Below are 25768 nucleotides of genomic sequence, written 5' to 3'. Positions count from 1 at the left end.
AAAGGTTTTTGATTGCTATATATTTAAATGTCAGATACTTAAATATAATCAAAAACCTTTTTTTATTCAAACTTTTTCTGTGTTTTCTTAGATCGAACTCACGTTAATTATGAATGATTAGCATCTGAAAACTTTGCTTTAGAAGTTATAATAAACAGGTACATCACAAACGTTTCAGGTTATAATTAGTCTGACTAAGATATTTATTCTTTAGGTAATTAGCAAGAGTTTAACTGATCCGATGGCTCGAAGTCATCGGATCAGTATTTTAATTCATCCTAACAATTCAATGGCTGTTTGTGATAAACCCTCACCGCAGATACCGTAGTGGTTAAAGATTTCCACCTGCGATCCGGTTACTGTATCTTCATCAGGTATACCTACAATTTTGAATGGTTTATATATCCGGTTCTGCATTAAAACTGCTGCAGTAGCCTCACCCAAACCGCCGTGTACGCTGTGCTCTTCAACTGTAATAACAGCTTTACATTTTTTGGCAGAACTGATAATTGCTTCCGTGTCCAGCGGACTGATGGTATGCATGCTGATGATTTCTGCGCTGATCCCTTTTTCTTCCAGTAAGCGGGCAGCCTCATAAGCAGGAGCCACAGTTTCGCCACAGGCAATAAACGCTACATCGGTTCCTTCACATATAACGGAAGCTTTACCAATTTCAAATGTTTGTTCTTTGCGTGGCAAATGCGGCATCGGCTTCTTTCCGAATTTCAGAAAGACAGGTTTATTGGATTTCGATGCAGCAATTACAGCTTCCCGGGCTTCAAAGTTATCGGCAGGAACCACAATATGAATGTTGTTGATGGCTCTCAAAGCCGCAACATCATGAAGCGAGTGATGGGTTGAACCCAGAGCACCGTAACTCACACCGGCACTAATGCCCACCAGGGTGACCGGAATATTGGAATAGGCGACATCGTTTTTCACCTGTTCCAGGGACCGGGTTGCCAGAAAACATGCGGGAGATGTTGCAAACACGCTTTTCCCGGTTGATCCCAGACCGGCGGCTACACCTACCAGATTCTGTTCTGCAATACCAACTTCCACAATTTGTTCCGGTAGCTGGTCGCCGAAAGGACCAAGTTTTCCGGATCCACGGGAATCACTGGTCACAGCGTATATGTTTTTATCTTTTTTGCCGAGCTCAATCAACGTGGCAGAATATATTTCCAGGTTTGCTTTTCCTGTTTCTAATGGTTTTAAACTCATGTCATTTAGAATTAAAGACTGAATCTGTGATTCAACTTGCTTAGCTTTCAATTAATTGGTTCGATAAGGCATCTTCTGCCAGAGTCAGTTCTTCGATGGCCGCCTTGTATTCCTCATCTGACGGTACCCCGTGATGCCACTTTTTGACATGTTCCATGAAGCTTACACCCTTCCCTTTGGTAGTGTTGGCAATCACAAAGGTTGGCTTGCCGGTTTTGGCAGGAATGTTATGGAGTGTCTTTCTCAACTCTGATATGCTGTTGCCGTCAATGGAAACCACTTCCCATCCAAATGCAGCAAATTTTTCATCGATTGGATTCGGATCGCACACCTCATAGTTATGCCCTGTAATCTGCAGGGTGTTATGATCGAGTATAGCCACCAGGTTATCCAGCTTGTAATGCGCCGCCATCATGGCTGCTTCCCAGTTTGAACCTTCTGCCAGCTCACCATCACCCAGCATGGTAAAAACATTGTAGGGTGACTTGTCGCGTTTTGCTGCCAGCGCTATCCCTGCACTGATTGGTAAGCCGTGGCCCAAAGCTCCGGTATTAAATTCTATGCCCGGAATTTTCCGGGTAGGATGCCCCACATACTTCGATTTGTACTGACACAGCGTCTCAAGATCGCTTTCAGGATAAAAGCCCTGATCCGCCAGTACCACATAGAGGGCTTCCACAGAATGTCCCTTGCTTTGTATATACCGGTTCCGGTTCGGATCTGAAATGGTATCAGGCGATACATTCAGAACATCATTGTACAATATATTCAGAATGTCAGTACATGACAAATCACCTCCGGTATGCCCGGCTTTTGCCAGTTTGATATATTTAAGGAGTGCTTTTCTGTATTTTATAGATTTCAGCTGTAACTCCAGATCAGTATATTGCTTCATTTCAATTAACATTTATCATTTTTCTGCGCTTATCTGCGTAATTTGCGGGAGACTTAATTGGGTGCAGGTGTCTGCAAAAAATAGTTCATATGCCAAAATTTTCAGGAAGATAGGTATCATTTATGTACATAAAGATCCCAACCCAGATAGTTCCCAATGGCTTCTTCCAGAATTTCCTGTACACTGCCGCGAACCATGGCCACATGATGTTCAAAACCGTTTTTACACATATATTTCATTAAATCCTGAAGATTCGGGATTTCAGTTACTGCAATTCCTCCATCCATACCATATGGATCATCCGTCATGGTTCCTTCCCCCAGGTATGATTTTACGATGCCCTTATTATCGTCAGTTGAAATACGGAAGTAGGTCATATCACCTGCTGCCACTTTCCCTTTTACGGCTCCAAAGGTATTTTCACTACCCAGAACAGTGCCCAGTACATCCAGGCTGCCGATTTCAATATCACTCTGGAAGAATGATTTCGGGTAGTTACTGCAGTGTGTACATACAACTTTGTTACGGTCCTCTCCAAAGTTATTGTTCCAGTCGAGGATGGCAGAAGGTGTTTTTGCGGCAAGTGCCAGAGCATACATCGAAATGGTTCCGGCCACATCAACCTCACAGGCCGATGGCATTAGCTTTTCACCCATCATACTCATGGTCACGCAGGCAGCACATCCATAGTTCTTCTCGATGGATTCCCAGCACTGTAATGCAGAAATATCGATGTCGTTTTCGTTGATCCAATTTTCAACAGCCAATCCGAAACGGGCTTGTTTGGCAATTTTGGTTTTAGCACCAATCTCGCATGCTCCGTACTCCTGAATGGCAATCACTTTTTCCTTTACAGCCGGATCATCATAATCAATTTTTTCAGCGGCAGCAATAATTTCCGACATGTCAACCGGAACTATTGTGATACCATATTTCTGTAACAGTTTCTCGCTGTAACGCATGGTCTGAAAGCCGATTGGTCGTGTTCCGATGGCACCGACCCTCAGATTGCTCAGGCCTTTCACTACCCGGCAGATACCGGCAAATTTTTCAATATCCAAGGTAAATTCCTTGCTATCCAGACTGTAGGTATGGTAAATGGTGTCGGTAAATTTTATACCATACTGGTAGAAGTTGTTACAAACAGATAATTTTCCGCAGAACGCATCACGACGGCTTTTTACATCAACCTTATCGTTGTCGTCATCCACGGCCTGAACCAATACCGGTACATTTAATCCTGATAATTTAATGGAGTTTACCACGCCCAGTTCATCGCCAAAGTTTGGAAGTACTACAATGATACCTTCAATGATGTCACTGTTTTCCTTGAAAAGCTTAGCACATTTTACGGCATCTGCATAACCCTCAATATTGCCTGTTGGAGTTTCAGATTCCGGAAGAATAACTGTTCCGTAACCCATTTTCTCAAGCTTTGCCAGAACTTTCTGACGCGCTTCAACCGCAAGTTTGTAGTTAAAAATGTTGCGTGTGGCTATGATCACACCAAACGTTTGTTTCTTTAGTTTCATGATTGCTATATTTTATATTCTTTGTTTTCTTTAGTAACGAGTTTCACCAGAGCATTAATTCTCCCCTTTAGGGAGATGTCTGTGATAGCAGACAGAGAGGCGGTTATTATTACAACCGGGCACGCGCAACAGCTTTTTGCCAGCCTTTATAGAGCTTTTCTCTTTCTTTAGGCTGCATCCCCGATTCAAACAGCTGTCCGTGCACACGAAGTGATTTAATCTCATCCATGTCTTTCCAGAATCCTGTTGCCAGTCCTGCCATAAAGGTTGAACCCAACGCAGAAACCTCCTCAATTTCAGATCGGGAAACATCACGGTCCAGCATATCACTTTGAAATTGCATCAGAAAGATGTTACGGGTAGGGCCACCGTCAACTCTCAGTTCCTTAAGGTTGATTCCACCTTTAAGTTCCATAAGGCTGATCAGGTCCTTTATCTGGTAGGCAATGCTTTCCAAAGCGGCCCTGACAATGTGGGCTTTGGTTGTATTTCGTGGCATTCCGGACAGGCAGGCTCTGGCCTGATTGTCCCAGTATGGTGCTCCCAAACCTACAAAAGCAGGAACCAGGTACACTCCGTTATTATTTTCAACGGACCTTGCAAGAGGCTCTGTTTCTGAGGCATCATTAATAAGCTGAATTTCATTTTTTAGCCAGTTTAATGTGTCACCGGTACAATGAATATTTCCCTCATACACATAGTATACTGTTTCATCCAGGCCATAACCTATGGATGTAACGAGGCCATCTGGTGCATTTCGTGGTTCAGTGCCGATATTCATCATCATGGATGAACCTGTTCCGTATGTTGCTTTTGCCATGCCCGGTTCAAAACAGTTTTGTCCAAACAGTGCTGCATGGGAATCTCCAAGCAATCCTGCAATGGGGAGCGGGGTTTTGAAAATAATTTCAGGATCGGTATACCCGAAAATATCGTTGCTGAATTTCACTTCAGGAAACATGTTTTTCTGTAAACCAAACAGTGCAATCAGCTCATCATCCCAATCTAATGTATGGATGTTAAACAACATCGTACGACAGGCATTGGAATAGTCCGTTGCATGGATTTTGCCACCTGTAAGTTTCCATAGCAACCATGTGTCCATGGTTCCCATCAATAGCGCACCTTTTTCTGCCTTTTCATTCAGCCCTTCCACATTTTGCATAATCCAGTGAAGCCTGCTTGCTGAAAAGTATGGATCGATGATCAGGCCGGTTTTTTGCATGATCATATCGCTGTATCCTTTTTCTTTCAACTGATCACAATAATGAGCGCCTCGCTGGCATTGCCAGACTGTAGCATTGTAAACCGGTTTTCCGGTATTTTTATCCCATATCATTACAGTCTCGCGCTGATTGGTTATGGCCAGAGCGGCTATTTCATCCTCGCGGATATCGGCATCTTCCAGGGTTTTATGAATGCCTTCCAGTGTATTGTCAAAAATTTCTTCAGGATCATGTTCTACAAAACCTGGTTGTGGATAGTACTGCTTATGAGGTACCGTGGTTCTGGATATCAGCTTTCCCTGTTTATTGAATAGAATGGCTTTTGTAGCCGAAGTACTTTGGTCGATGGATAAAATGTAGTATGTATTGCTCAAAATAAAGCGATTAAGAGGTTTTTAATGCAATTATTTATTTTGTATATTTTCGAAAACAAAAATAAAAGAAAAAAATCGAAAATAAAAACAAATAATATGAAAGAAATGTATACACCGTATGGTGCATGTTTTCAAAGAGCTTCTACTGCAGGAAACAAAACTTAAAGTCTGATTATCATTATTTTATGCAATGATCAGCTTAATGTCGTTTCGGTTAAATATCTCCACTTCATCTTTCTCTATGTTGGAATCTGTGATGATGAAATCGATAAGTGATAAGGCCCCCAGACTGGCAAAGGAGCTGTTTCCTATTTTACTGGAATCGGCAACAAGGTAGACTTCATTGGCCGATTCAATCATGGCACGCTTGACCACGATGTCGCTAATGCTGGGGTAGGTGAGTCCTGACTTTAAGGTTATTCCTGCTGTGGCCAGAAATAGTTTATCTACATGAAGATCGTTGAAAAAAACGGCTGCTTTATCTCCAGTCAGAGAAAGAGTGGGAGCTTTAAACTCACCTCCGGTAACGACCAGGTTTATTTCCGGATCCACCCCCAGGATCAATGCAATATTCAGTGCATTGGTGATTACTGTGAGGTTTTTGTACCCTTTTATCCGTTTGGCTATTTCTGTGGTTGTTGAACCGGAATCAAGAATGATAATATCACCATCGTTAATAAATTCTACAGCTTTAGCAGCAATAGCAGCTTTCTCCGGTAGAAATTCCTGATTTTGCAGCGCAAAGTTTTTTACGTTCAATCCAATGTTCTTCAGATATGCACCTCCATGTTCACGCTCAACAAATCCTTCTTTTTCCAGTTTTTCAAGGTCCTGACGAATTGTAACTTCCGTCACTTTAAAAATTTTACTCAGCTGAAGTACTTTGGCATGTCCGTCTTCCCGGATCATTTCAAGAATCTTTTCGCGGCGTTGATTGGGGAGCATGGTCGTGTACTTGTTTTATGAGTTAACAGTTTTAAGATATTCTGTCAGATGTTTTATTGTAATTAGTTTTACACCCAGTTTTTCAGATAGTTTTACCAGATCAGGATACCTGGCCATGCTGCCATCCGGGTTCATAATTTCCACCAATACACCGGCAGGTTTCAGTCCGGCCAGTTTTGCAAGCTCAATTGTAGCTTCGGTATGTCCGGGTCTGACCAATAGTCCTTCCGGATGTGCCTGGATAGGAAAGATATGTCCGGGTCTTCCAAAATCTTCCGGCCTGCTATCCTCCCCGGCAAGCGCGTTTATTGTCCTGGCCCTGTCATGTGCAGATATGCCTGTAGAACAACCGTGTCCCAATAAATCGACAGAAATAGTAAAGTTTGTACTATTGAGAGCTGTATTATTCTGTACCATTAGATTAAGCTTCAGTTCCGTGCATCGTTCCTCGGTTAAGGCAGCACAAATCAGGCCACGTCCTTCCTTGCTCATAAAGTTGATAATGTCAGGCGTGGTTAATTCTGCAGCAGCAATAAAGTCGCCTTCATTTTCACGATGTTCATCATCGGTTACAATCACCACTTTCCCGTTTCTAAATTCCTCAATGGTCGCCTCAATATTACGGCGTTCTGAATCTGTCATGTGCTTATTTAAATTAGAACGCAAAGGTAACGAAATTAAAAGGAAGCAAAAAGAAAGTATTCGAAAAGGGTATTGAATTCATGTTATTCTTTAAACCGGGAAACGATAGCAGATAGATGAACCCCGTCAGGCACAGGTTTGACGATATCGCAGCAAATGGCACCGATGCTCTGAGTCCGGAACACTTCTGATTTCACAGCTTGAGTTTGAAGAATAACAGGACCTTACGGATGCCTGAAGTATGGTGTAATATGAATATCTTCGTCAGAAGTTCAACGGAAAAAGTTGGAATCAAAACTACCTGTGGTGATCAGTATATCGCATTAATATACTCGTAATCAGGGGGTATGATTTCATTTTCCTGTTCGTGTATAGTCGATAGGTTAATGAGTAATTTGTTTTATTTGTAAACGTTTTTTGTGAAAAGTTTTAAATCCTGAGACGAATATTATCTTTGTATTCTGAGCTAATCTTAAAATGCTGAAAATAAGGTTAAATACCATCTGTTCATTTATTCTAATCCTGATATCAGGACTGGTTCCAATTTTATTATCCGCTCAGCAAATTACGGTTAGGGAAATTCCGGCATTGGATAAACTGCCGGTGAATGCCATTCACCGTATTTTCCAGGACAGTGATGGGTACATGTGGTTTGGTACATTTAACGGACTTTGCCGGTATGACGGGTATGAAGTCATTACAATTCGTTCCGATTTTCAGCACCCCGATCTGCTGGCTGATAATTACATCACCTATATTAATGAGGATCAGAACAAAAACATCTGGTTTGGTACATTAAAGGGAGCCTATATTCTTAGTAAAAAAAACTACAAAATAACACCTGTTGATCTGGGTGAACTTTCCACTCACAATGTTTTTTCGATTAATGTCACGCACGATGGCACAATCTGGATCAGTGTTTCGGGAAAATTACTCCGGTTTAAGTCCGATGGTGAATTGATTAATACATACGACATAAGTTATAATAGTGCTCCCCGAAGCGTATATTTTGTATATGACGATACGGATGGCGAACTCCTTATTTCAATTACCGGTGGAGGAATGTACCGGTTGGACAGGCAAAAGGATCAGTTTGAACCTTATTTTCATGACCGGAATTATATGGATATTGAGCGCATTATCAGGGATAAGGAGCACAACTGTTACTGGCTTGGAACCTGGGGCCGTGGCATTGTTCGGTTCACACCTGATGCAGAAAACGAATCCCAGCGTTATGTTCCGCAACCCTTGCCTTTGGATGCCATGAATCAGCCGGTTGCGGATCTTTTTCATATGGTAAGAGATGATGAATTTGGCTATTTATGGGTGACAACCCAAAAGAAACTTTTTGCATTCCGGATAAATGAAAAGGGAGTGCTGGAACAGGTTGATACCTCACCATTTCTGGATTCAGATAATAAAATGCTGTATGAAATCTATAAGGACAGGGAAGGTAAATTATGGGTTTCTGCATTTGATGTGAAAAGTTTCATTATTGATATACACGAACATAAGGTAAAAAAGTATCCGCTAAAGGGTTTAAGGGACAGGATCAGGGCAAATCCCGCTGTTGTTGCCTTGTATTATGACAAGGATAGCCTTTTCTGGCTGTCGCAGGAGCGATATGGATTATACATGTATGATGCCAAAACGGAAGGCCTGAAGCATTATTCAGAATGTGAAAGTGTCAGGAATCTGCCATTCTGGTATGTTCAGGACATGATTGGTTCTAAAACTGAAAACATGATTTGGGCTGTGACTTATGGATCTGAGGTATATGGATTAAGCCACGACCGATTAAATATGAAGCTGCAGGTGCAGATAAAACTAAACGACGTTTCAGATAATCCCGGATTAGTGGCTTCTGTATGGGAGGATAAAGCAGGTAGACTTTGGATCGGAACCGGAACGGGCTTGTATGTTTATCACATTTCCGGTAAACAGCTGGAACCTTATGCAGAAGATCTGGGTCATGTAGCAGATATTACTGAAACAAATGATGGAACGATTTGGCTTGCAGTGCAAAACAAAGGCATCTGTTCCATTGACTCCAGACTGAAACTTACCTGGCATCCTTTTAAAAAGGATTTTGTTTGTATTGATGCTACAAGTGATGGAAACCTTTGGCTTGGTACCGGAAAGGGAGAGGTGCTGAAGTACAGTTTAAAGGATAACAATCTGGAGGACTACAGTCTGGCCTGTGGTATGAAAGGAGATATCATTAACAATGTGGTTGTAGACGAGTACAATCATTTATGGATTGTAACCAACCAGAATATAAAAGAGTATAATCCTTATAACAGTGCATATCGCATCTATTCTACACGAAACAACGACTACCTTGTAACCCGGTTTCTATCGAATGCGGTGTTTTACGATAAACCGGATGAGATATTCTTCGGTGGTATTTCAGGTGTCATCTCCATATCGCCTTCTCAACAATTGGAAGGGATTCCCGAAAAAGTGACTACCCATATTACGGACATTCGAATCGGAGGAAAGAGCATTCTGATGGATTATACGAAGGGTAAAAGGAATGACGGGTTACTGAGTATTTCTCCGGATGAAAAGAATCTTGAAATTGACTTTTCCTCGCTGGATTTTCATCACTTGGATCAGATCCGTTATGCTTACCGTATGGAAGGGCTTGAGGATGGATGGGTTTATCCCGGTATGGGTATAAATACAGCATTTTATCGTAATCTTAAAAAAGGAGATTATACTTTTCAAGTTAAGTCAACAGACAAAAACGGCTTGTGGAGTAATCAGGTAACATCACTGAGTATTGTGCAGCAGCCCGCATGGTTTGAGAGCTGGATGGCGTATGTTATTTATCTGTTGCTCGGATTAAGCGCTTTAATTTATGGTATATATTTAGTTGCCCGACGGACAGAACGACGTCATAAAGAAAAATGGGCTGACAGTGCTGAACTGGTTAAAATGCATCAGTATGTTGATAGTAATGAAAGTGCATCAACACCGGAATTCGTAAAGATTGACAAGACCATGATTGATAAGGCTACACGGATTGTTGAAAGCAATCTGGATGATAGTTCTTTTAATATCGACAGCCTCGCCAATGAAATGAACATGTCTCGGTCTACTCTCTCCCGCAAGATAAAGGTTATTACGGGTAAAACGGCCTTTGAATTTATCAAAGAAATTAAGATGGAGCATGCACGAGGTATGCTCGAAAACAAAACAGCAACTATTACCGAAGTTATGTCTGCTTTGGGGTACAGTGATTATAAAAACTTCACAGAATCCTTTAAAAGCATTTATGGAATTTCACCTGGTGAATACCAGAAAAGATCCAAATCCTGACACTGATTTGTTTCACGGTTCGGGATCAGTGCCATGCTAACGCACGAAAACACCATGGTATTTTTCTTCAAATGATTGGGGTTTTTATTCATTTCAGACTTGCCCTGTTACCCCCTTTGAATTGATTTATAACCCATAAGAGTTTGTTTTTTTATTCCTTTTCTTTGATGTTGGATTTTTAAGTATTCACAATATCAAGGTTTAAACATCATGCATATGCAGAAAGCTTTTATCGTTAAAATCACTTCAGGGTTTAATTATTACATGTCAAAAATTAATGTAAGATCAGGTTTCCTGCTTCTGGTGATGTCCGTTTTGTTCATCACATCCTGCACGTCAACAGGTAAAGAAAAAACAGTAAAAGTAGAAGCAAGGGAAAGGCCGGTAAAGATTTCTGCTGTTAAAAACATTACCGGGTTTTTCGGACACCGCATGGACGTTAACCGGAAAAACTATCTGGAAACATTTCCCATTGATAAATATGTCGATTTTATTGTTAAACGGGAACATACGGATTGGAACTGGACACAGGCGGAACAGCATGGAAAGTGGGTTGAGTCGGCCTATCTGTCTGCAATCCAGTCTGATGATCAGGCCTTATTGGCTAAAGCAAAAGATGTATTGGACCGGATTATTGCTTCACAGGAAGAAAGTGGTTATGTTGGTGCAACAGCCAAAGATTTTCGTTCTGCTGAACGCCCGGTAAGGGGAATGGATCCTTATGAACTCTATTTTGTATTTCACTCTTTTATGACGGTTTATGAAGAGACAGGGAATGAAGAGGCTCTGAATGCCGCTGAAAAACTTGCCGGATACTTTTTAGAATACTTTGGCCCCGGAAAGCAGGAGTTCTGGCCATCAGATTTACGTCCACCGGAAAACATCCGGCACAAGTTGGCCGGAACGTCACAGTTTGCCGGTCACAGTGTGCATTATTCATGGGAAGGCACTTTGCTGGCTGATCCCGTAACACGGTTGTATGAACTCACCGGTAAACAAAAATATCTGGATTGGAGTCAATGGGTGGTAAGCAATATTGATAAATGGAGTGGCTGGGATTCATTCTCCCGCCTCGATTCAGTTGCCGACGGAAAGCTTGGTGTGGATGAACTTCAGCCCTATGTGCATTCCCATACCTTTCATATGAATTTCATGGGTTTCTTAAGATTATACCGCATAACCGGGGATGAGTCGCTATTAAGGAAAGTGACCGGAGCCTGGAATGATATCAATGAACGACAAATGTATATAACCGGTGGCGTCAGCGTGGCAGAACACTATGAACACGATTATGTAAAACCACTTTCCGGAAATATAGTGGAAACCTGTGCCACCATGTCCTGGATGCAACTCACACAAATGCTGCTGGAACTGACAGGTGATGTGAAGTACGCGGATGCCATTGAAAAGTTAATGATTAATCATGTATTTGCAGCTCAGGCAGCTGAAGAAGGCATTTGCCGGTATCATACACCACCAAACGGTACAAAACCGAATGGCTACTTCCATGGTCCTGACTGCTGCACTGCAAGCGGACACAGGATAATATCATTGATTCCAACGTTTGTTTATGCGGAGAACGGAAAAGATTTTTATATTAACCAATATCTGGCATCGGATTATGAAGGAGATGCATTCAAATTCAGGATCAATACCACATATCCTGAAACGGATAAAATTGAGCTGGCAATTGTATCTGAAGATCCTGTTGACAAAAATCTGATGTTAAGAATTCCTTCCTGGTGTAAAACACCTGAAGTGAAATTAAACGGCAATATAATTCCTGAAGTCACATCAGGGACTTATCTTCAGCTTTCACAGAAATGGAAGAAAGGGGATATGGTTGAAATTCGTTTTCCAATGGAAGAGAAGTGGATTACAAGAGCACATCACAGTGACTATACCATGTATTATTTACCGGGTGGGGAACACATGTATAGAGAGGTTCCAACCGAAATTATTCCTTCAGCTTTTATGAGAGGGCCGGTTGTTTATGCTCTTGATATGTTTTGGAATACTCAGCTGGACGCTTCAGCAGATCTGAATAAAGACATTAGAATTAATACATCCGTGTTACCAGTTCCGGTTCAAAAACAAGATGATAAAATGCTTGGGCCGGTTTATGAAACAAAAGGATTCTTAAGGGGAAAAGAGGTTAAACTCGTTCTCACCCCATTTGTCAATATTGGACAGTGGACCCGGACAGATCTACCGGATCCCGACAGGCATTCCAGTGCTTACACATACGGTATATGGTTGAATCATATGTAGTGTATTAAAGAAACAATAAAGGATAAAATAATGAAACTTGCCATGAAAATGTTAAAGACTTTAATGATTCTGTTTGCCTTGACAGGACTGACTGCAAATGCGCAAACCCTCGTGAATGTTGCACCCAATGCATCATCGGTAACAGCATCATATACGGCAGCATGGAATAATCTGAATGCTGTGAATAATCAAACTGCTGGCTTTGGTTTAGCGGGAGGTGGATTACCTTCTTTAGGTAACTCTGAAACATGGGGATCCTGGAGCAATACCCGTCCGGCATCTCAGTGGCTAAGTTATGAATGGTCCGATTCGGTATCCGTTAATAAGGTATCTGTTTATTTCTGGTGTGATAATGCTGGCTCAACGGCAGGCGATGGCGTGGCCATGCCTTCTTCCTGGAAAATTCAGTATATGAACGGTAGCTCGTCTGAATGGCAGGATGTTACGTTATCTGATGGACAGGCATACCCACTGAATATTGCATCTGTCAATGCTGTTGAGTTTGAACCGGTAAAGACAAAAAAAATACGGTTATTTCTGAATGCTTCAACCAACGGAACTTCTTATGCGGCATTGGGTATAACTGAATGGGAGGTTTATTCAGAGTTTGCAGATCCTTCTGTGTTGGTAAATGCATCTAAAATTGTTTTATCGGATGTCAGGGGAAAATCCACAGCAACACTCAATGTTAAAGGCATCAATATTCCGGAAGAAGGAATTCATGTGGCATTTAAAAATGGATTAAGCGGGGTTGAGCTATCAGCAGCACATATTTCACAGCTTGAGGCACAGTCAGTTGGCGGCTACAGTCTGACTATGACATTTAATTCCGTGGAAGGAACAAGTGCCTTTGATACGCTGACATTTCTAAGCGGTTCAACACATAAAGATATTGTTGTTAATACCTCCAGGGACAACGACTGTTTCCAGGAGAAAGTTCTGAACCTTATTTACGATCCGCGTTTTCTTACCATGGATCGGTATTCAACCTGGAGCAATCCTCCTACACTTGTTACCCTTTCTGATGGGGAGGATATTAAATGCGGTGCTACGTGCTTAAAACTGAATGGCACATCGGGTATTGAGTCTCCGAATATGTATTTTGATGCTGCTGAGTATAAAGTGAGCGGATGGATTAAAACCAATGGTACCTTCGAAACAGGAATTTATGGTAACGGTGGTGTGTTCACAAGCACTGATGATGCAACAGTGGAGCAGGCCCGCGATTATATTTACTTTTTGATACCGGATACCGAAGGAGAATGGCAATTTTTTGAGCATACGTTCAGCGTGGCAAATCCCGTAGGTGGTGGTGCCTGGGTAAATAACGGCCATAACGAAACGGCGACTACTGTTTACCTCGATAACTGGCAGATTTATGATGCAAGCGATTCATTAAGTTCAGATACCGGTGGTACGCATGAATATCATGATTACCCGATTGAACCGGTTTCATTTACAGAGGTAAAACTTAACGACGCATTCTGGTCGCCCCGTATTCTTCAAAACCAGGAAACAACCATTCCTATAGCACTAAATCAGTGTTACATCACCGGACGTGTGGATAACTTTAAGAAAGCCGGTGGTTTAATGCCTGGTTATTTCTCAACAGAATACACCTTCGACGATACGGATATTTATAAGATACTGGAGGGAATGTCGTACTCCATTCAAAGTCTGCCCAATAAGGAACTGGAAAAGCAGATGGACACACTCATTTATTATATAGAAAAGGCCCAGGAAGAAGATGGTTATTTGTATACAGCCCGTACAGCAGGCGAACCCGGTAATTTACACGATTGGGTAGGAGCACAACGCTGGGAGAAAGATCCGGATCTCAGCCACGAGCTGTACAATTGTGGTCATCTTTATGAAGCAGCGGTGGCGCATTACAATGCAACAGGCAAACGGTCATTACTGGATATAGCCATTAAGAGTGCTGATCTTCTTGTGAAAGACTTTTTAGTGGGCGGTTTAACATATGAGCCTGGTCATCAGATTGTTGAAATGGGACTGGTTAAATTATACCGGGTCACAGGAAACAAAGATTACCTTGATCTGGCTAAATACTTTCTTGATCTGCGCGGAACCAAGGGTGTGATGCGAAAAGAATACAGTCAGAGTCATTTGCCTGTCGTTAAACAGACAGAAGCAGTTGGACATGCTGTTCGTGCGGTGTACATGTATTCAGGAATGGCTGACGTGGCTGCCTTAACGAATAACCCCTCGTATCTGCATGCCATTGATACGATTTGGGAAAATGTGGTTGATAAGAAATACTACATCACCGGTGGAATTGGTGCCAAACATGACGGTGAGGCCTTTGATCATAATTATGTTTTGCCCAACAAGGAGGCCTATTGTGAGACCTGTGCGGCTATCGGAAATGTATACTGGAATCACCGTATGTTTTTAATGCACGGACAGTCAAAATATTACGATGTGATAGAACGCACATTATATAATGGCATTATTTCCGGAATAAGCCTTTCAGGCAATCTTTTCTTCTATCCGAATCCATTGGAATCAGACGGGGAATACCTGTTCAACCAGGGCGCGAATACCCGTAAAGAATGGTTTGGCTGTGCCTGCTGTCCAAGTAACTTATGCCGTTTTGTACCTTCCATGCCGGGGTATATTTACGCGCAGAAAGGTGACAGCATTTATGTTAATCTTTATGTTCAGGGGGAATCCACGATTAGTCTTAATGAAGATACGGTACGGATTACGCAGGTTACCAATTATCCGTGGGAAGGGAATGTCAGCCTAACTATCAATCCTGAAACATCAAAAGCATTCAGTCTTCTTCTCAGGGTTCCGGGCTGGGCAAAAAATAATCCTGTCCCCGGTGAATTGTACAGCTATCTGGATACCACTGAAAACAACATTACTTTATCTGTTAATGATGAACCGGTGGAATATGAGTTGAATGCAGATGGCTACATTGTGCTCACAAGAACCTGGACATCGGATGATGTGATTCAGATTAATTTTCCGATGGATGTACACCGGACTGTGGCTAACGAACTGGTAGAAGAAGATGCAGGTAAAGTGTCACTGGAACGCGGACCGATTGTATATACGCTGGAATGGCCGGATAATGGCGGACATGTACTGAACAGTGTTATTGAAGACAATAATCAAATTACTGCAGTAAGTGAACCGGAATGGATGAATGGAGTGGTGAGTCTTCAGATTGATGGTAAGATCGCGACCGCTGACCGTGAAACACATACCATCGTACTTCAGGATAAAAAGCTGAAGGCTATTCCTTACTATGCCTGGTCGAACCGCGGTCCCGGTGAAATGGCGGTATGGATTGCCAGGAGCAGTGCGCATGCCGAAGCCACACCGGCAACAGATACCCTTGTTTACGATGTGCGTGTGAAACCGGAATATGGTCCTGACAATACGGTTTATCCTTTTAATACTGTGGTTATTAACGATCAGCTTTTAAACGATGCATTTGGATTAAGTAGTGACGAGTTAAGGAGTAGTTTTGGTTCAACCCTAAAATATGCAGCATTAAGTCCGGCCGGAACACTGAATACAAATTCCACAGCAACAAATCCGGGGCACTGGTTTGATCCGGACGGATATGTGACGAACTGGAATAGCAATTCCGTTGTTTTCTCTGAATTCGACATAAATAATCTGTCTTTTAAAATAGGGTTATTTCCCGGATTAAGTGATGAAGGGGATACATATACCGTTAGCCAGGCACTCACATATTCCACCGGGACTATGGCTCGCCGTGTTGTGTTCAAATTCAATGTTATGGTAACAAACGCAACAGGAATTGATACGGATAAAAGAGAAGAACAACAAACTGCATTGATTTACAGCACAGGAGATCAGCTGGTTGTCACTAATATTTTATCTGATACAGGTATTCGGATTCATGATATATCAGGCCGACAGTTTTTTAATCGTTTAGCCGGGGCGGCTAGATTTACGATAAAACTACCATCCGGTATTTATATCGTTACAGCAGGTAACACCAGGCAAAAGGTTTTAATTGTGGGTAAATAATAAGCAAGACTTTAGTTATGGGCAATAAAATAATTCTGACAATTGCAGGTCTGTTTGTTTTCATAATATTGAAAGCTCAGCCGGAAAAGTTTGATAATATCTTATATGGTGTGGCCTACTATCATGAATACATGCCATTCGAGCGTCTCGATGAGGATGTACGCATGATGAAGGAAGCCGGGATATCGGTTGTCCGGGTTGGAGAATCCACCTGGAGTCTGTTTGAACCCCGCGAAGGTGAGTTCGAGTTTGCATGGATGGACCGGATCATTGATAAAATGCATGAGGCAGGCATAAAAGTAATTCTGGGAACACCAACCTATTCTATTCCTGCATGGCTCTGGCACAAACATCCGGAAGTTTTACTGGAGTACAAAAACGGGGGCAAGGCTTATTATGGTATCCGTCAAAACATGAACATCACTGATCCAACTTACCTGTACTACAGCGAGCGGATCATTCGCAAAATGATGGAGCATTATGCAAAGCATCCGGGCATCATCGGTTTTCAGGTTGATAATGAAACCGAAACGCGCGGCGTAAACAACGAAAATTATCAGGTCGGCTTTGTGAACTACCTGAAAGATAAATTTAAAACACCCGAAAACCTGAATAAAATCTGGGGATTAAACTATTGGGGAATGACCATTGATAGCTGGGAAGAGCTTGCTCCACGCGACGGCATTACCAATACAGGATATAAACTGGAATGGGAAAGGTACAACCGTAAATCCCTGGCAGAATTTCTGACCTGGCAGTCAGCCATTGTCCGGGAATACAAACGCGATGACCAGTTTATCATGCAATGCTTTATGACATCGGTAGAAAATGTGGATCAGCACGAAAGCGCTAAATTAATGGATGTGATGGGCGTAAATGTGTATCATCAACAGCAGGACCACCTGACAGGACGGGAAATCGCTTTTGCCGGTGATTATTTCCGTTCGGTGAAACATAAAAACTACCTGATTACCGAAACCAATGCGCAGACCACAGGATGGGATTCCAAGAACCAGCAGCCGCCGTATCCCGGCCAGTTACGGCAAAATGTATACGCGCATTTGGGCTCAGGTGCCAACATGGTGGAATACTGGCACTGGCATTCCATTCATTACGGGCAGGAGATCTACTGGAAAGGAATTTTGTCACACGACATGAAACCCAACCGGGCATATGCTGAAATGTCGAAAACTGCACACGAACTTCAGGCTATTGGTAAAAAGCTGGTTAACCTGAAAAAGGAGAATAAGGTAGCCATATTGTTCAGCCATGACTCGAATTCAGCTTTAAACTTTATGCCGTTTAATCACCAGGGAAATTCATGGAATTATTACAAGTATCACCAAATGGATCAGTTCCATAAAATTCTGTATGAAAATAATGTAGGTGTTGATTTTGTTTTTCCGTACGATGAAGATTTCAACGATTATGAATTGTTAATCATTCCTTCATTATATGTAGCAGACGCTGAATTGCTTGAAAAAATAAAATCCTTTGTGGCAAAAGGCGGACATGTTATTATGCAGTTTAAAAGCGGATTCAGCGATGAAAACTCAATGGTGCGCCCAACAGTTGCGCCGGGCCCTTTGCGCGAGTTATGCGGTTTTTATTACCAGGAATTTTCAAGCATTGGAGAAATGACCTTAAAAGGTGATCCGTTTAAGGTTGGAGAGAACCAGAATAAAGTTCATACCTGGGCGGAATACATTATACCGGAAACAGCAGAGGCATTGGCATATTATGACTTCAGGTATTTTGATCAGTATCCGGCCATTACGTCGAATGACTACGGAAAAGGTAAATTAATTTACGAAGGTTGTATGGTTTCAGATGCCATACAGGAAAAAATAATACTGAAAGAACTGGAGAATATGGGCCTAAAAACAGCGGATCAGGATCTGCACTGGCCTTTAATTACTAAATCGGGTAAAAATGATGATGGTAACACCATCCGGTATTACTATAATTATTCATCTGAACCCAGGGAAATTAAATATACATATCAAAAAGGGACGGAGTTGTTAACGGATAAAAAGGTGAGGAATCAACAAAACCTGAACATTGAGCCGTGGGGTGTTATTATTATTGAAGAATAGGATCAACGTTATCCAATAATGGGACAAAAATAGTGATTACGAAAGGATGCAAAGCCGTTTGATAAAAAGGTGAAAACTGACAAGACAGAGATAATTATAAGGAAGATGGAAGCAAATAAAAGGTGCAGGATGGAAAATGGATTCTCTTTCAACTTTAATGCACATTTGTACCGCTTTCCGAAACATCAGTTAATGTAATTAGGGAAATGAAAAAGATAATTTGTACAAAAGGTTTAACTCTGATTATTCAAAAAAAAATAGATATGAAAGAGTTTTGCCGTGATAAATAAAAAATACAGATACTGAATTAGATTAAATGGTAATATAAAAGAATTCTCACAACGAAATATTGTAGCACATCCTTCATTGAGGAATCTTAAATAACTGGTAATTTAAAGGATGACAGGGCAGGTAAAATGGAGTGGAGAAGTAATGGATAAAGGAATATTATGAAAAAGGGAAGAACATTAATTTTAGGAGCAGTAGCATTTTTTTGTGCTGTAAGTTTACAGGCGCAGGTGCCTATCACCGTAACAAACGGTGATTTTACTTTGCCAGGCGTTAAAACCAATTTTGACAATGCGGGGAGTGTTCCCGGCTGGAGTACAGATGGCCCAATTACTGATTCCGGTGTAGAAGCCGCCGGTAGTGCTTTCTGGAAAGGGGTTGATGGATCGGCTTACAACCTTACAGATTATATCATCGGAACAGGGGATGAGTTTACGTTAACCTTCGATGGGTTTGATATTTATAGCGGTGCTAATAATTTTGTGGCTTCATTATACTATGATAATGGAGACGGTGTCAGAAATGTGCTTGCCAGTACTACATTTAATGGTTTAGGTACCAGTCCCGAAAGTTTGCAGGTATTTGCAACTGCAACACCGGAAGCTATAGGCTCGTATATCGGCATAGAGTTTGATGCAAAAAACAATGGATGGACTGGAGTTGATAATGTGACGTTAACCAAAACTGATACATGTGGCAGTGTTGAACTGACAAGCGCTGTAAAAGTAAATGATGGCGATACCTTAGACTTAAACTGTGCTTATGCCGTTGTCGGAAATACAGTTGAGTTAATCCCTAACAGTCTTGATTCAGCACAAACCAACGATTGGCACTGGGAAGGTCCAAACGGATTTTCTGCCGATGTGAAAAACTTAAAACTTGTAGATGTCGAGACCAATCAGAGCGGAACGTATTATGCTACATATTTTAACTCGTGTGGTAATGTGTTTACTCAACTTTTTCATTTGACTGTTTCCGCACAGGAAAATGGAGCAAGATATTTCTGGCCTGAATACAATCCAACGATAGCCTTTACGCCGGAAAACCCAAATTTACCTATGCCAACTCAGAATTTGCCCGATCAATGTGGGGGGACAGATTACAATTATAATTGGTGGACATTTAAAAAAGGTCCCAATGCGAATTCATTGGTTACAGACGAAGCCATCGATTCCATGTTAAAATACTTTGATCGGGAGTTTGCTTATTTTTCTGATGAAATGGGTTGGCCAAGAGATAAACGTGCAAGAAACGGTTACCGTTCAGCGATCTATTTATTTGGATCTGGTTTGTGTACAGATGATGCAGACAGCACAGCCTTAGGAGGTTGGATGGGTGTAAGCACGTATAACGGTGAAGCCTGGCCTAACGTTTTGGCATCTTATTTTCCGGTCAGCAGATTTGATCCAAATATTCCTGATGATGGTTCAATGGGGGCTATGATACATGAAGGGATTCATGCAATCCTGGCGGACATGCCTGGTTGTAAGGATGCGGCATGGTTTCACGAAGGAGGAAATACCTGGTTACAGCAGGAAGCTGCTTCCAGAAGATCAGGTGGTTATGGTGCAATGGGATTTTTAAACGCAGGTACGTTTGTAGCTCCGTTTATGCCAATAGAATGTTACAGTGGCTGGTTGCAGGATGGATCATTTGGAGGTCCGGCTGCTGAAGGTGTATATCAGGGAGATTATGCCAGTACCTGGAGAACACTTCTGGGAGGTACGCAATATGGAAACGGATTCCCGGTTTATTTAGCTCAGGCTTTGGGTGATAAGAGTATTCCATGGATATGGCAAAATTGTCCTTCACGTGTATTAGAAGGTATTGCTGATTCAATAGGAGAAGAACAGATTCGTCGTGTGATTTATGAATACAGAGCGAAACAGGCATTGGTAGACTTTGGACCATGGACGAACTCTATCAGAGATCTGATCAATGGATACTCAGGTATCAATATTATTGCTGAATATGAGCCGGCATGGTTACATCCTGAACCATGGACTTCAACACCCTACGTGAAAGTGACAAAGGATACTGCCGGATGGTATGTTCCGGAAGCAAGAACAACGCCGGGATGGTCAGGTGGTAATCAAATCCCGTTTCATGTATCAGGAGATACAGTAGTCATGTACTTCCAGCCATTGGATGTGAACATGACCTGTCAGTTGTGTTACAGAACTTCAGATGGACAAATGATTTACGGACAACCTGTTTTTGGCGGGGAATGTATGATCGCATTGGATCAGCAACCAGCCAACGGAGTAGTCTTTGCGGTGGTATCAAATACGGATTATATTTATAAAGGAGAGAAAACCCGTACACATCATTATGACTATCGTATAAAACCGGTGAAAAATGTATTATACAAAGCAAACATTTATAAGAAATGGTTTAATTACAATACCATTATAAATGATCCTATGCCTGTAGAAATTGATACTACACTTGTTTTGATGCATTCTTATCCCTTTGAAGACGGTACAGCAAAAGATACAGTCGGAATTGCAGACGGAACAATTGTTGGGGGTACAATTTCAGATGGCATTTATACTACATCGGCACAGGGAGAATACATTGACCTTCCCGGAGATATAATTGGTATTAATAACTATTCGGCTGTTACCGTTGAAGCATTTGTTAAAGCAGGTACAACGAATACGGCAAACACAATGATAAGTTATTTCGGCGGTACCTCAGGGACATTCGGAGTAAACTATTTCTACATTACGCTGGCAAACAACAATGCCAGCAGCGCTGCCATTTCATGCGAAAACACAACGTCTCCCTGGGCAGCTGAGGACAGGGTTTATGGTACGAAGCTTGACGACGGTGGGCTTTACCATCTGGTCAGTACACTTTCTGGCGACGAAATTACATGGTATGTCAATGGTACTTTAGTTGGGAAAAAACCCTTTACCGGAAGCAACAGAATTCAGGCCCTTGATAATTCATTTGCTTACTTATGTAAAGGCGGATATTCTGCTGATGCAACATGGATCGGTTCAATAGACGAATATAATATCTATCAGGGTATAATGAACGAAAACACTATTGCTGCCCGGGCTGAAAATTTTCTTGTTTCTACTGATATCCGGATTGTAAAGAGTAATTCGCAGCCGGAAATGATCATAACCCCGACAGTATTGACGAATGGAGCATTTCATTTGAGTAATGCAACTAATGCAAACGTCAGGGTATATAATGTTACAGGACAGTTGGTAACGGAATTTAAAGCAGATTCAGATGTGACTGAGTTTTACCTGAATAAATCTCAAATGTATCTTATCGAAGTCAGATTGGATGGTAAAACCAAATTATTTAAGGTGATCAAGGCGTGAGATCATGTTCCCGGTTTGATTGTCTGGTCCGTATAAGAGCCTGGTAATAGCTTCAGAGCCGGGGCAAATTTTCACTTAAAACACATTTGTGCTGATTCCCGAAACATTAGTTATGGTGTTCCGGTAAAGGATTAAGTTAGTTCACAACCGCAATTAATACCATAGTCTGACTGAATACTACTGAGGTGAAAATACAGGTATTCGCCGACGTCCAAACGGATTGGCAGAAGCTTCTGATACGGATCAAAGCGAGGTATTGCAAAAAAAAGAAACTTATACAGGAATTGATAAATCAGCATGTGGAAACTAAGGTGAACAGCAAAGTTCAGGAAGATTCCTTCCGCTTAATATCCATCTTTTATGTATAAAAAAGGGATTCAGAATTATGGCTGCGCAAAGAATCATGATAAAAATAGGGCAGAAAAAGTTTGATTGGTAAGCAGACAACATGTTACTTTGATGGTTATAAATAATAAAATCCATACGTGACCGGAATAATGAAATTAGATAATATGCCGTGTAGAATGGTAAATAAGTTGAGTTAAAGCAATATTATTAATTTTAAAGTAATACATATTATGAGAAATTCTAAACAAGTGGTTTTAGCCTTCCTTCTGACGTTTATGTCAGTGGGTGTTACCTTTGCGCAGCAGGATTCTGTTAATCTTGCCCCTGATGCAAGTGTGACAACCTCATTTGTTTCCCCCTGGGAGACGTTGGGAGCGGTTAATGACGGTGTTGAGCCGAAGAGTTCAACAAAAGCAGGTACCGCTTACGGTAACTGGAACGGAGAAGGTGATTATGGTATTTATAACTGGGTACAATATGAATGGACAAAGGCTGTAAATATTACATCAACAGCAGTATATTGGTGGGATGATAATCCATCAACTGGTGTGGGAATTGATCAGCCGAATGAAGCTTATATTGAATACTGGAACGGTGCAGCATGGGTCAATGCCGGAAATATTGGAACTGAACTGAACCAGTATAATCAGTTAAATATGGGAAGTGTCTGGGCACAACGCATCAGAATAACGATGAAAAGTGCAGCTGCAACAGGAATACTGGAGTGGAAAGTTTTTGGACAGGCAGGCGGGGATTGTGAAACCACAGAATTTGGAGTTTCCCTGAATGTTAATGGCTCAGATGTCAGTGACTCTGGTTTTGTCAGGATTATGGTAGGTGATGATCTTGTTCTTACAGCCGATGAACAGGACGGCGGACAGTATTTCTGGAACAGTTCAAATGGATTTTCTGCCAACGGAAACCAGGTGAGTTTTGAAAATATGCAGTTGAATCAATCCGGTTCTTACACTGCAATGTTTATAAATGAATGTGGTGCAATTTCAGAATCAGTGGTATACGTGACTGTTGGGGAGACCAGTGATGGATCAGCGTATACATGGCCTGCATATGATCCGCCTATATATTATGATTTCAGAGATGAGTTTCCGACGCTTGAGATGCCGACAAAAGATCTGGATGATTGTGCAAACGTTGCAGGACGTAAGTCATCAGAATGGTGGACTTTTGTATGGGGCCCTAACAGACGTCAGGAAGTGACAGACTTAGCCATCGATAATATGCTTGAACGTTTTAACAAGGACTTTGCCTACTTCCGCGATACTATGGGATGGCCGCCGGATCACAGAGCCAAAAACGGCTACCGCAGTGCTATCTATTTATTTGGGTCAGGATTGTGTACAGATAATGCCGATACCAATGCACTTGGTGGCTGGATGGGTAACATTACCTACCAGGGTGAGAACTGGCCTATGGTGCTGGCTTCCTATTTCCCGGTAAGCAGGTTTGACCCCAAATATCCGGACGATGGTTCCATGGGAGCAATGATCCATGAAGGTATTCATGCCTTGCTGGCCGATCTGCCGGGAGCAAAAAATTCAGCCTGGTTCCAGGAAGGAGGTAATACCTGGTTACAGCAGGAAATGGAAGTACGAAAATCCGGCGTTGAGCCTCAGTCCATGGGTTTTCTTAATGTTGGTGCGTTGATCGCTCCGTTTATGCCAATTGAATGTTACAGCGGATGGTTGCAGGATGAAAGCTTTGGAGGTCCTTCTGCTGAAGGCGTCAATATGGGCGATGAAAATGGTCAGATCTGTACGTGGAAAAGCTTATTGGGAGGAACCCAGTACGGAAATACCTTCCCGATCGTTTTCAGCCAGATTTTTGGTGATCACAGTGTGGCCTGGATTTGGAGATACTGCGAAAACAGGGTGCTTGAAGGCATTGCAGATACACTGGGCGATTACCAGACCCGACGGATGATTATGGAATACAGGGCAAAAATGGCCATGCTTGACCTTGGAATGTGGTCGAAGGCTGCCCGCAATACGATTGATGGTTCTTTTGGTTTTGGAATTGGTGCAGAATGGCAACCTTCATGGCTGAACCCACGCATTTGGAATGCAACGCCTTACGTTATAACTTCCGATGACGGTACCGGTTTACTTACACCGGAGTACAGGACAACACCGGGATGGTCAGGTGCCAACCAAATTCCTTTGATCGTAAATTCGGATACGGTTAGCGTTGAGTTTCTTCCTATTGGTAAGAATATGAGCTGCCAACTATGTTACAGGGCTACTGATGGATCTGTCGTTTACGGAGAGCCTGTGCTTGCAGGAGAATGCAAGCTGGCACTGGATAAACAACCGGCTAATAACGTGGTCGTCGCAGTAATATGCAATACCGATTATATTTATGAAGGTGAAAAAACCAGAAAGGCACATTTTGATTATAAACTGAGAATGGGTAAAGGCATAAAGGAGCGTGGAAACTGGAAAACCAAATGGTATCATTGGGATTCAAATCTGACGAACTCAACTGTTCCCGTTTCAACTGTTAATTTCTATGTGAACACCAGAAAAATTGATCTTGGTTCAAGTGTTAGATTTTCTGACCAGTCAACTAATGTTGTCAGAGATTATTTTTGGGATTTCGGCGATGGAACCACCAGTACCGAAGAAAACCCGGAGCATACATACGATACAGCCGGAACCTATACAATTTCGTTAACAGTGACCGGTACCAATGGAAGTATAACAAAGACAAGAACAGATTATGTTACAGTAACTTCAACTACAGGGATCAATAAAGTTAATTCTGATAAGAAGATACAGGTGTTCCCTAATCCGGTTACATCAGAAAAGGTGATTAATATCAAATTTGGAAATGATCTGACCTCACCTGCAGAAATAAGACTGACAGATATAAACGGCAGGCTTGTTGCAATCAAAAACACAACATCCAACACAACGCTGGCTTGTCCGGATAATGTGAGCAAGGGGGTTTATTTTGTGTCAGTTAAGACAGGTGACGATACTGAAGTCCATAAACTTGTAGTACAGTAAATATTTTTTCATTTAAATTTGCTTCAAAATGGTCGGGACAAGCAGGTTCCGGCCTTTTTTGTAAAATTAGATTAACAGAATATGATATAAAAGCGCCGGTATAATCCACCGGACTGAAGGTTCTGTATGAAACAAAAAGATATAATACAAAACATTTCTTATTGGAAGGTTTACACTTTTTGCTTTTATACAGTTCTGTATATT

Annotated in this window: 12 protein-coding genes; 6 read left to right on the top strand and 6 right to left on the bottom strand. The window is 41.8% G+C overall.

Annotation, left to right across the window (positions count from 1 at the left end):
• Positions 1-273 precede the first annotated feature (273 nt).
• The 6 genes from ACE1EF_RS18675 to ribB form a co-directional block, all read right to left on the bottom strand.
• Complete coding sequence (locus ACE1EF_RS18675) at positions 274-1224, bottom strand: transketolase family protein (protein ID WP_375722222.1); 951 nt, start codon at positions 1222-1224, stop codon at positions 274-276.
• A gap of 40 nt (positions 1225-1264) precedes the next feature.
• Positions 1265-2119, bottom strand: a complete 855-nt coding sequence (locus ACE1EF_RS18670) for a transketolase (RefSeq protein ID WP_375722221.1) — start codon at positions 2117-2119, stop codon at positions 1265-1267.
• Between the two features lie 116 nt (positions 2120-2235).
• A complete protein-coding gene (locus tag ACE1EF_RS18665) occupies positions 2236-3651 on the bottom strand; it encodes an L-fucose/L-arabinose isomerase family protein (RefSeq protein ID WP_375722220.1) in 1416 nt (471 codons plus the stop codon).
• Between the two features lie 109 nt (positions 3652-3760).
• Positions 3761-5251, bottom strand: a complete 1491-nt coding sequence (glpK, locus tag ACE1EF_RS18660; RefSeq protein WP_375722219.1) for a glycerol kinase GlpK — start codon at positions 5249-5251, stop codon at positions 3761-3763.
• A gap of 183 nt (positions 5252-5434) precedes the next feature.
• Positions 5435-6196, bottom strand: a complete 762-nt coding sequence (locus tag ACE1EF_RS18655) for a DeoR/GlpR family DNA-binding transcription regulator (protein WP_375722218.1) — start codon at positions 6194-6196, stop codon at positions 5435-5437.
• A gap of 15 nt (positions 6197-6211) precedes the next feature.
• On the bottom strand, positions 6212-6838 hold the full coding sequence (ribB, locus tag ACE1EF_RS18650) for a 3,4-dihydroxy-2-butanone-4-phosphate synthase (RefSeq protein ID WP_375722217.1): 627 nt from the start codon (positions 6836-6838) through the stop codon (positions 6212-6214).
• A 477-nt stretch (positions 6839-7315) separates the two neighbouring features.
• On the opposite strand from ribB, the gene ACE1EF_RS18645 reads away from it, so the two are divergent.
• The 6 genes from ACE1EF_RS18645 (at position 7316) to ACE1EF_RS18620 (ending at position 25564) form a co-directional block, all read left to right on the top strand.
• The gene (locus ACE1EF_RS18645) at positions 7316-10162 is read left to right on the top strand and encodes a two-component regulator propeller domain-containing protein (RefSeq protein WP_375722216.1); all 2847 of its coding nucleotides are present in this window, start codon (positions 7316-7318) and stop codon (positions 10160-10162) included.
• 216 nt (positions 10163-10378) lie between these two features.
• Complete coding sequence (locus ACE1EF_RS18640) at positions 10379-12433, top strand: beta-L-arabinofuranosidase domain-containing protein (protein ID WP_375722215.1); 2055 nt, start codon at positions 10379-10381, stop codon at positions 12431-12433.
• Between the two features lie 48 nt (positions 12434-12481).
• Positions 12482-16465: a beta-L-arabinofuranosidase domain-containing protein gene (locus ACE1EF_RS18635; RefSeq protein ID WP_375722214.1), complete on the top strand. Its 3984-nt coding sequence runs from the start codon at positions 12482-12484 to the stop codon at positions 16463-16465.
• Positions 16466-16482: 17 nt separating this feature from the next.
• Positions 16483-18561 carry a beta-galactosidase gene (locus ACE1EF_RS18630; RefSeq protein ID WP_375722213.1) on the top strand — a complete coding sequence of 693 codons (2079 nt, stop codon included), beginning with the start codon at positions 16483-16485 and terminating at the stop codon, positions 18559-18561.
• 449 nt (positions 18562-19010) lie between these two features.
• The gene (locus ACE1EF_RS18625) at positions 19011-22190 is read left to right on the top strand and encodes a LamG-like jellyroll fold domain-containing protein (protein WP_375722212.1); all 3180 of its coding nucleotides are present in this window, start codon (positions 19011-19013) and stop codon (positions 22188-22190) included.
• Between the two features lie 578 nt (positions 22191-22768).
• A complete protein-coding gene (locus ACE1EF_RS18620) occupies positions 22769-25564 on the top strand; it encodes a T9SS type A sorting domain-containing protein (RefSeq protein WP_375722211.1) in 2796 nt (931 codons plus the stop codon).
• Positions 25565-25768: the final 204 nt, after the last annotated feature.

It is taken from the genome of Quyinboa sediminis (assembly GCF_042219855.1).
Classification (GTDB): Bacteria; Bacteroidota; Bacteroidia; order Bacteroidales; family UBA5342; genus JBHJHP01.
This window is presented reverse-complemented; position numbering and strand designations above follow the sequence as displayed.

Bases quoted from the DNA above. Each gene is read 5' to 3' on its own strand.
- ACE1EF_RS18675 (WP_375722222.1), bottom strand. From the start codon at position 1,224: ATGAGTTTAAAACCATTAGAAACAGGAAAAGCAAACCTGGAAATATAT.
- ACE1EF_RS18670 (WP_375722221.1), bottom strand. From the start codon at position 2,119: ATGAAGCAATATACTGATCTGGAGTTACAGCTGAAATCTATAAAATAC.
- ACE1EF_RS18665 (WP_375722220.1), bottom strand. From the start codon at position 3,651: ATGAAACTAAAGAAACAAACGTTTGGTGTGATCATAGCCACACGCAAC.
- ACE1EF_RS18655 (WP_375722218.1), bottom strand. From the start codon at position 6,196: ATGCTCCCCAATCAACGCCGCGAAAAGATTCTTGAAATGATCCGGGAA.
- ribB (WP_375722217.1), bottom strand. From the start codon at position 6,838: ATGACAGATTCAGAACGCCGTAATATTGAGGCGACCATTGAGGAATTT.
- ACE1EF_RS18645 (WP_375722216.1), top strand. From the start codon at position 7,316: ATGCTGAAAATAAGGTTAAATACCATCTGTTCATTTATTCTAATCCTG.
- ACE1EF_RS18640 (WP_375722215.1), top strand. From the start codon at position 10,379: ATGCAGAAAGCTTTTATCGTTAAAATCACTTCAGGGTTTAATTATTAC.
- ACE1EF_RS18635 (WP_375722214.1), top strand. From the start codon at position 12,482: ATGTTAAAGACTTTAATGATTCTGTTTGCCTTGACAGGACTGACTGCA.
- ACE1EF_RS18630 (WP_375722213.1), top strand. From the start codon at position 16,483: ATGGGCAATAAAATAATTCTGACAATTGCAGGTCTGTTTGTTTTCATA.
- ACE1EF_RS18625 (WP_375722212.1), top strand. From the start codon at position 19,011: ATGAAAAAGGGAAGAACATTAATTTTAGGAGCAGTAGCATTTTTTTGT.
- ACE1EF_RS18620 (WP_375722211.1), top strand. From the start codon at position 22,769: ATGAGAAATTCTAAACAAGTGGTTTTAGCCTTCCTTCTGACGTTTATG.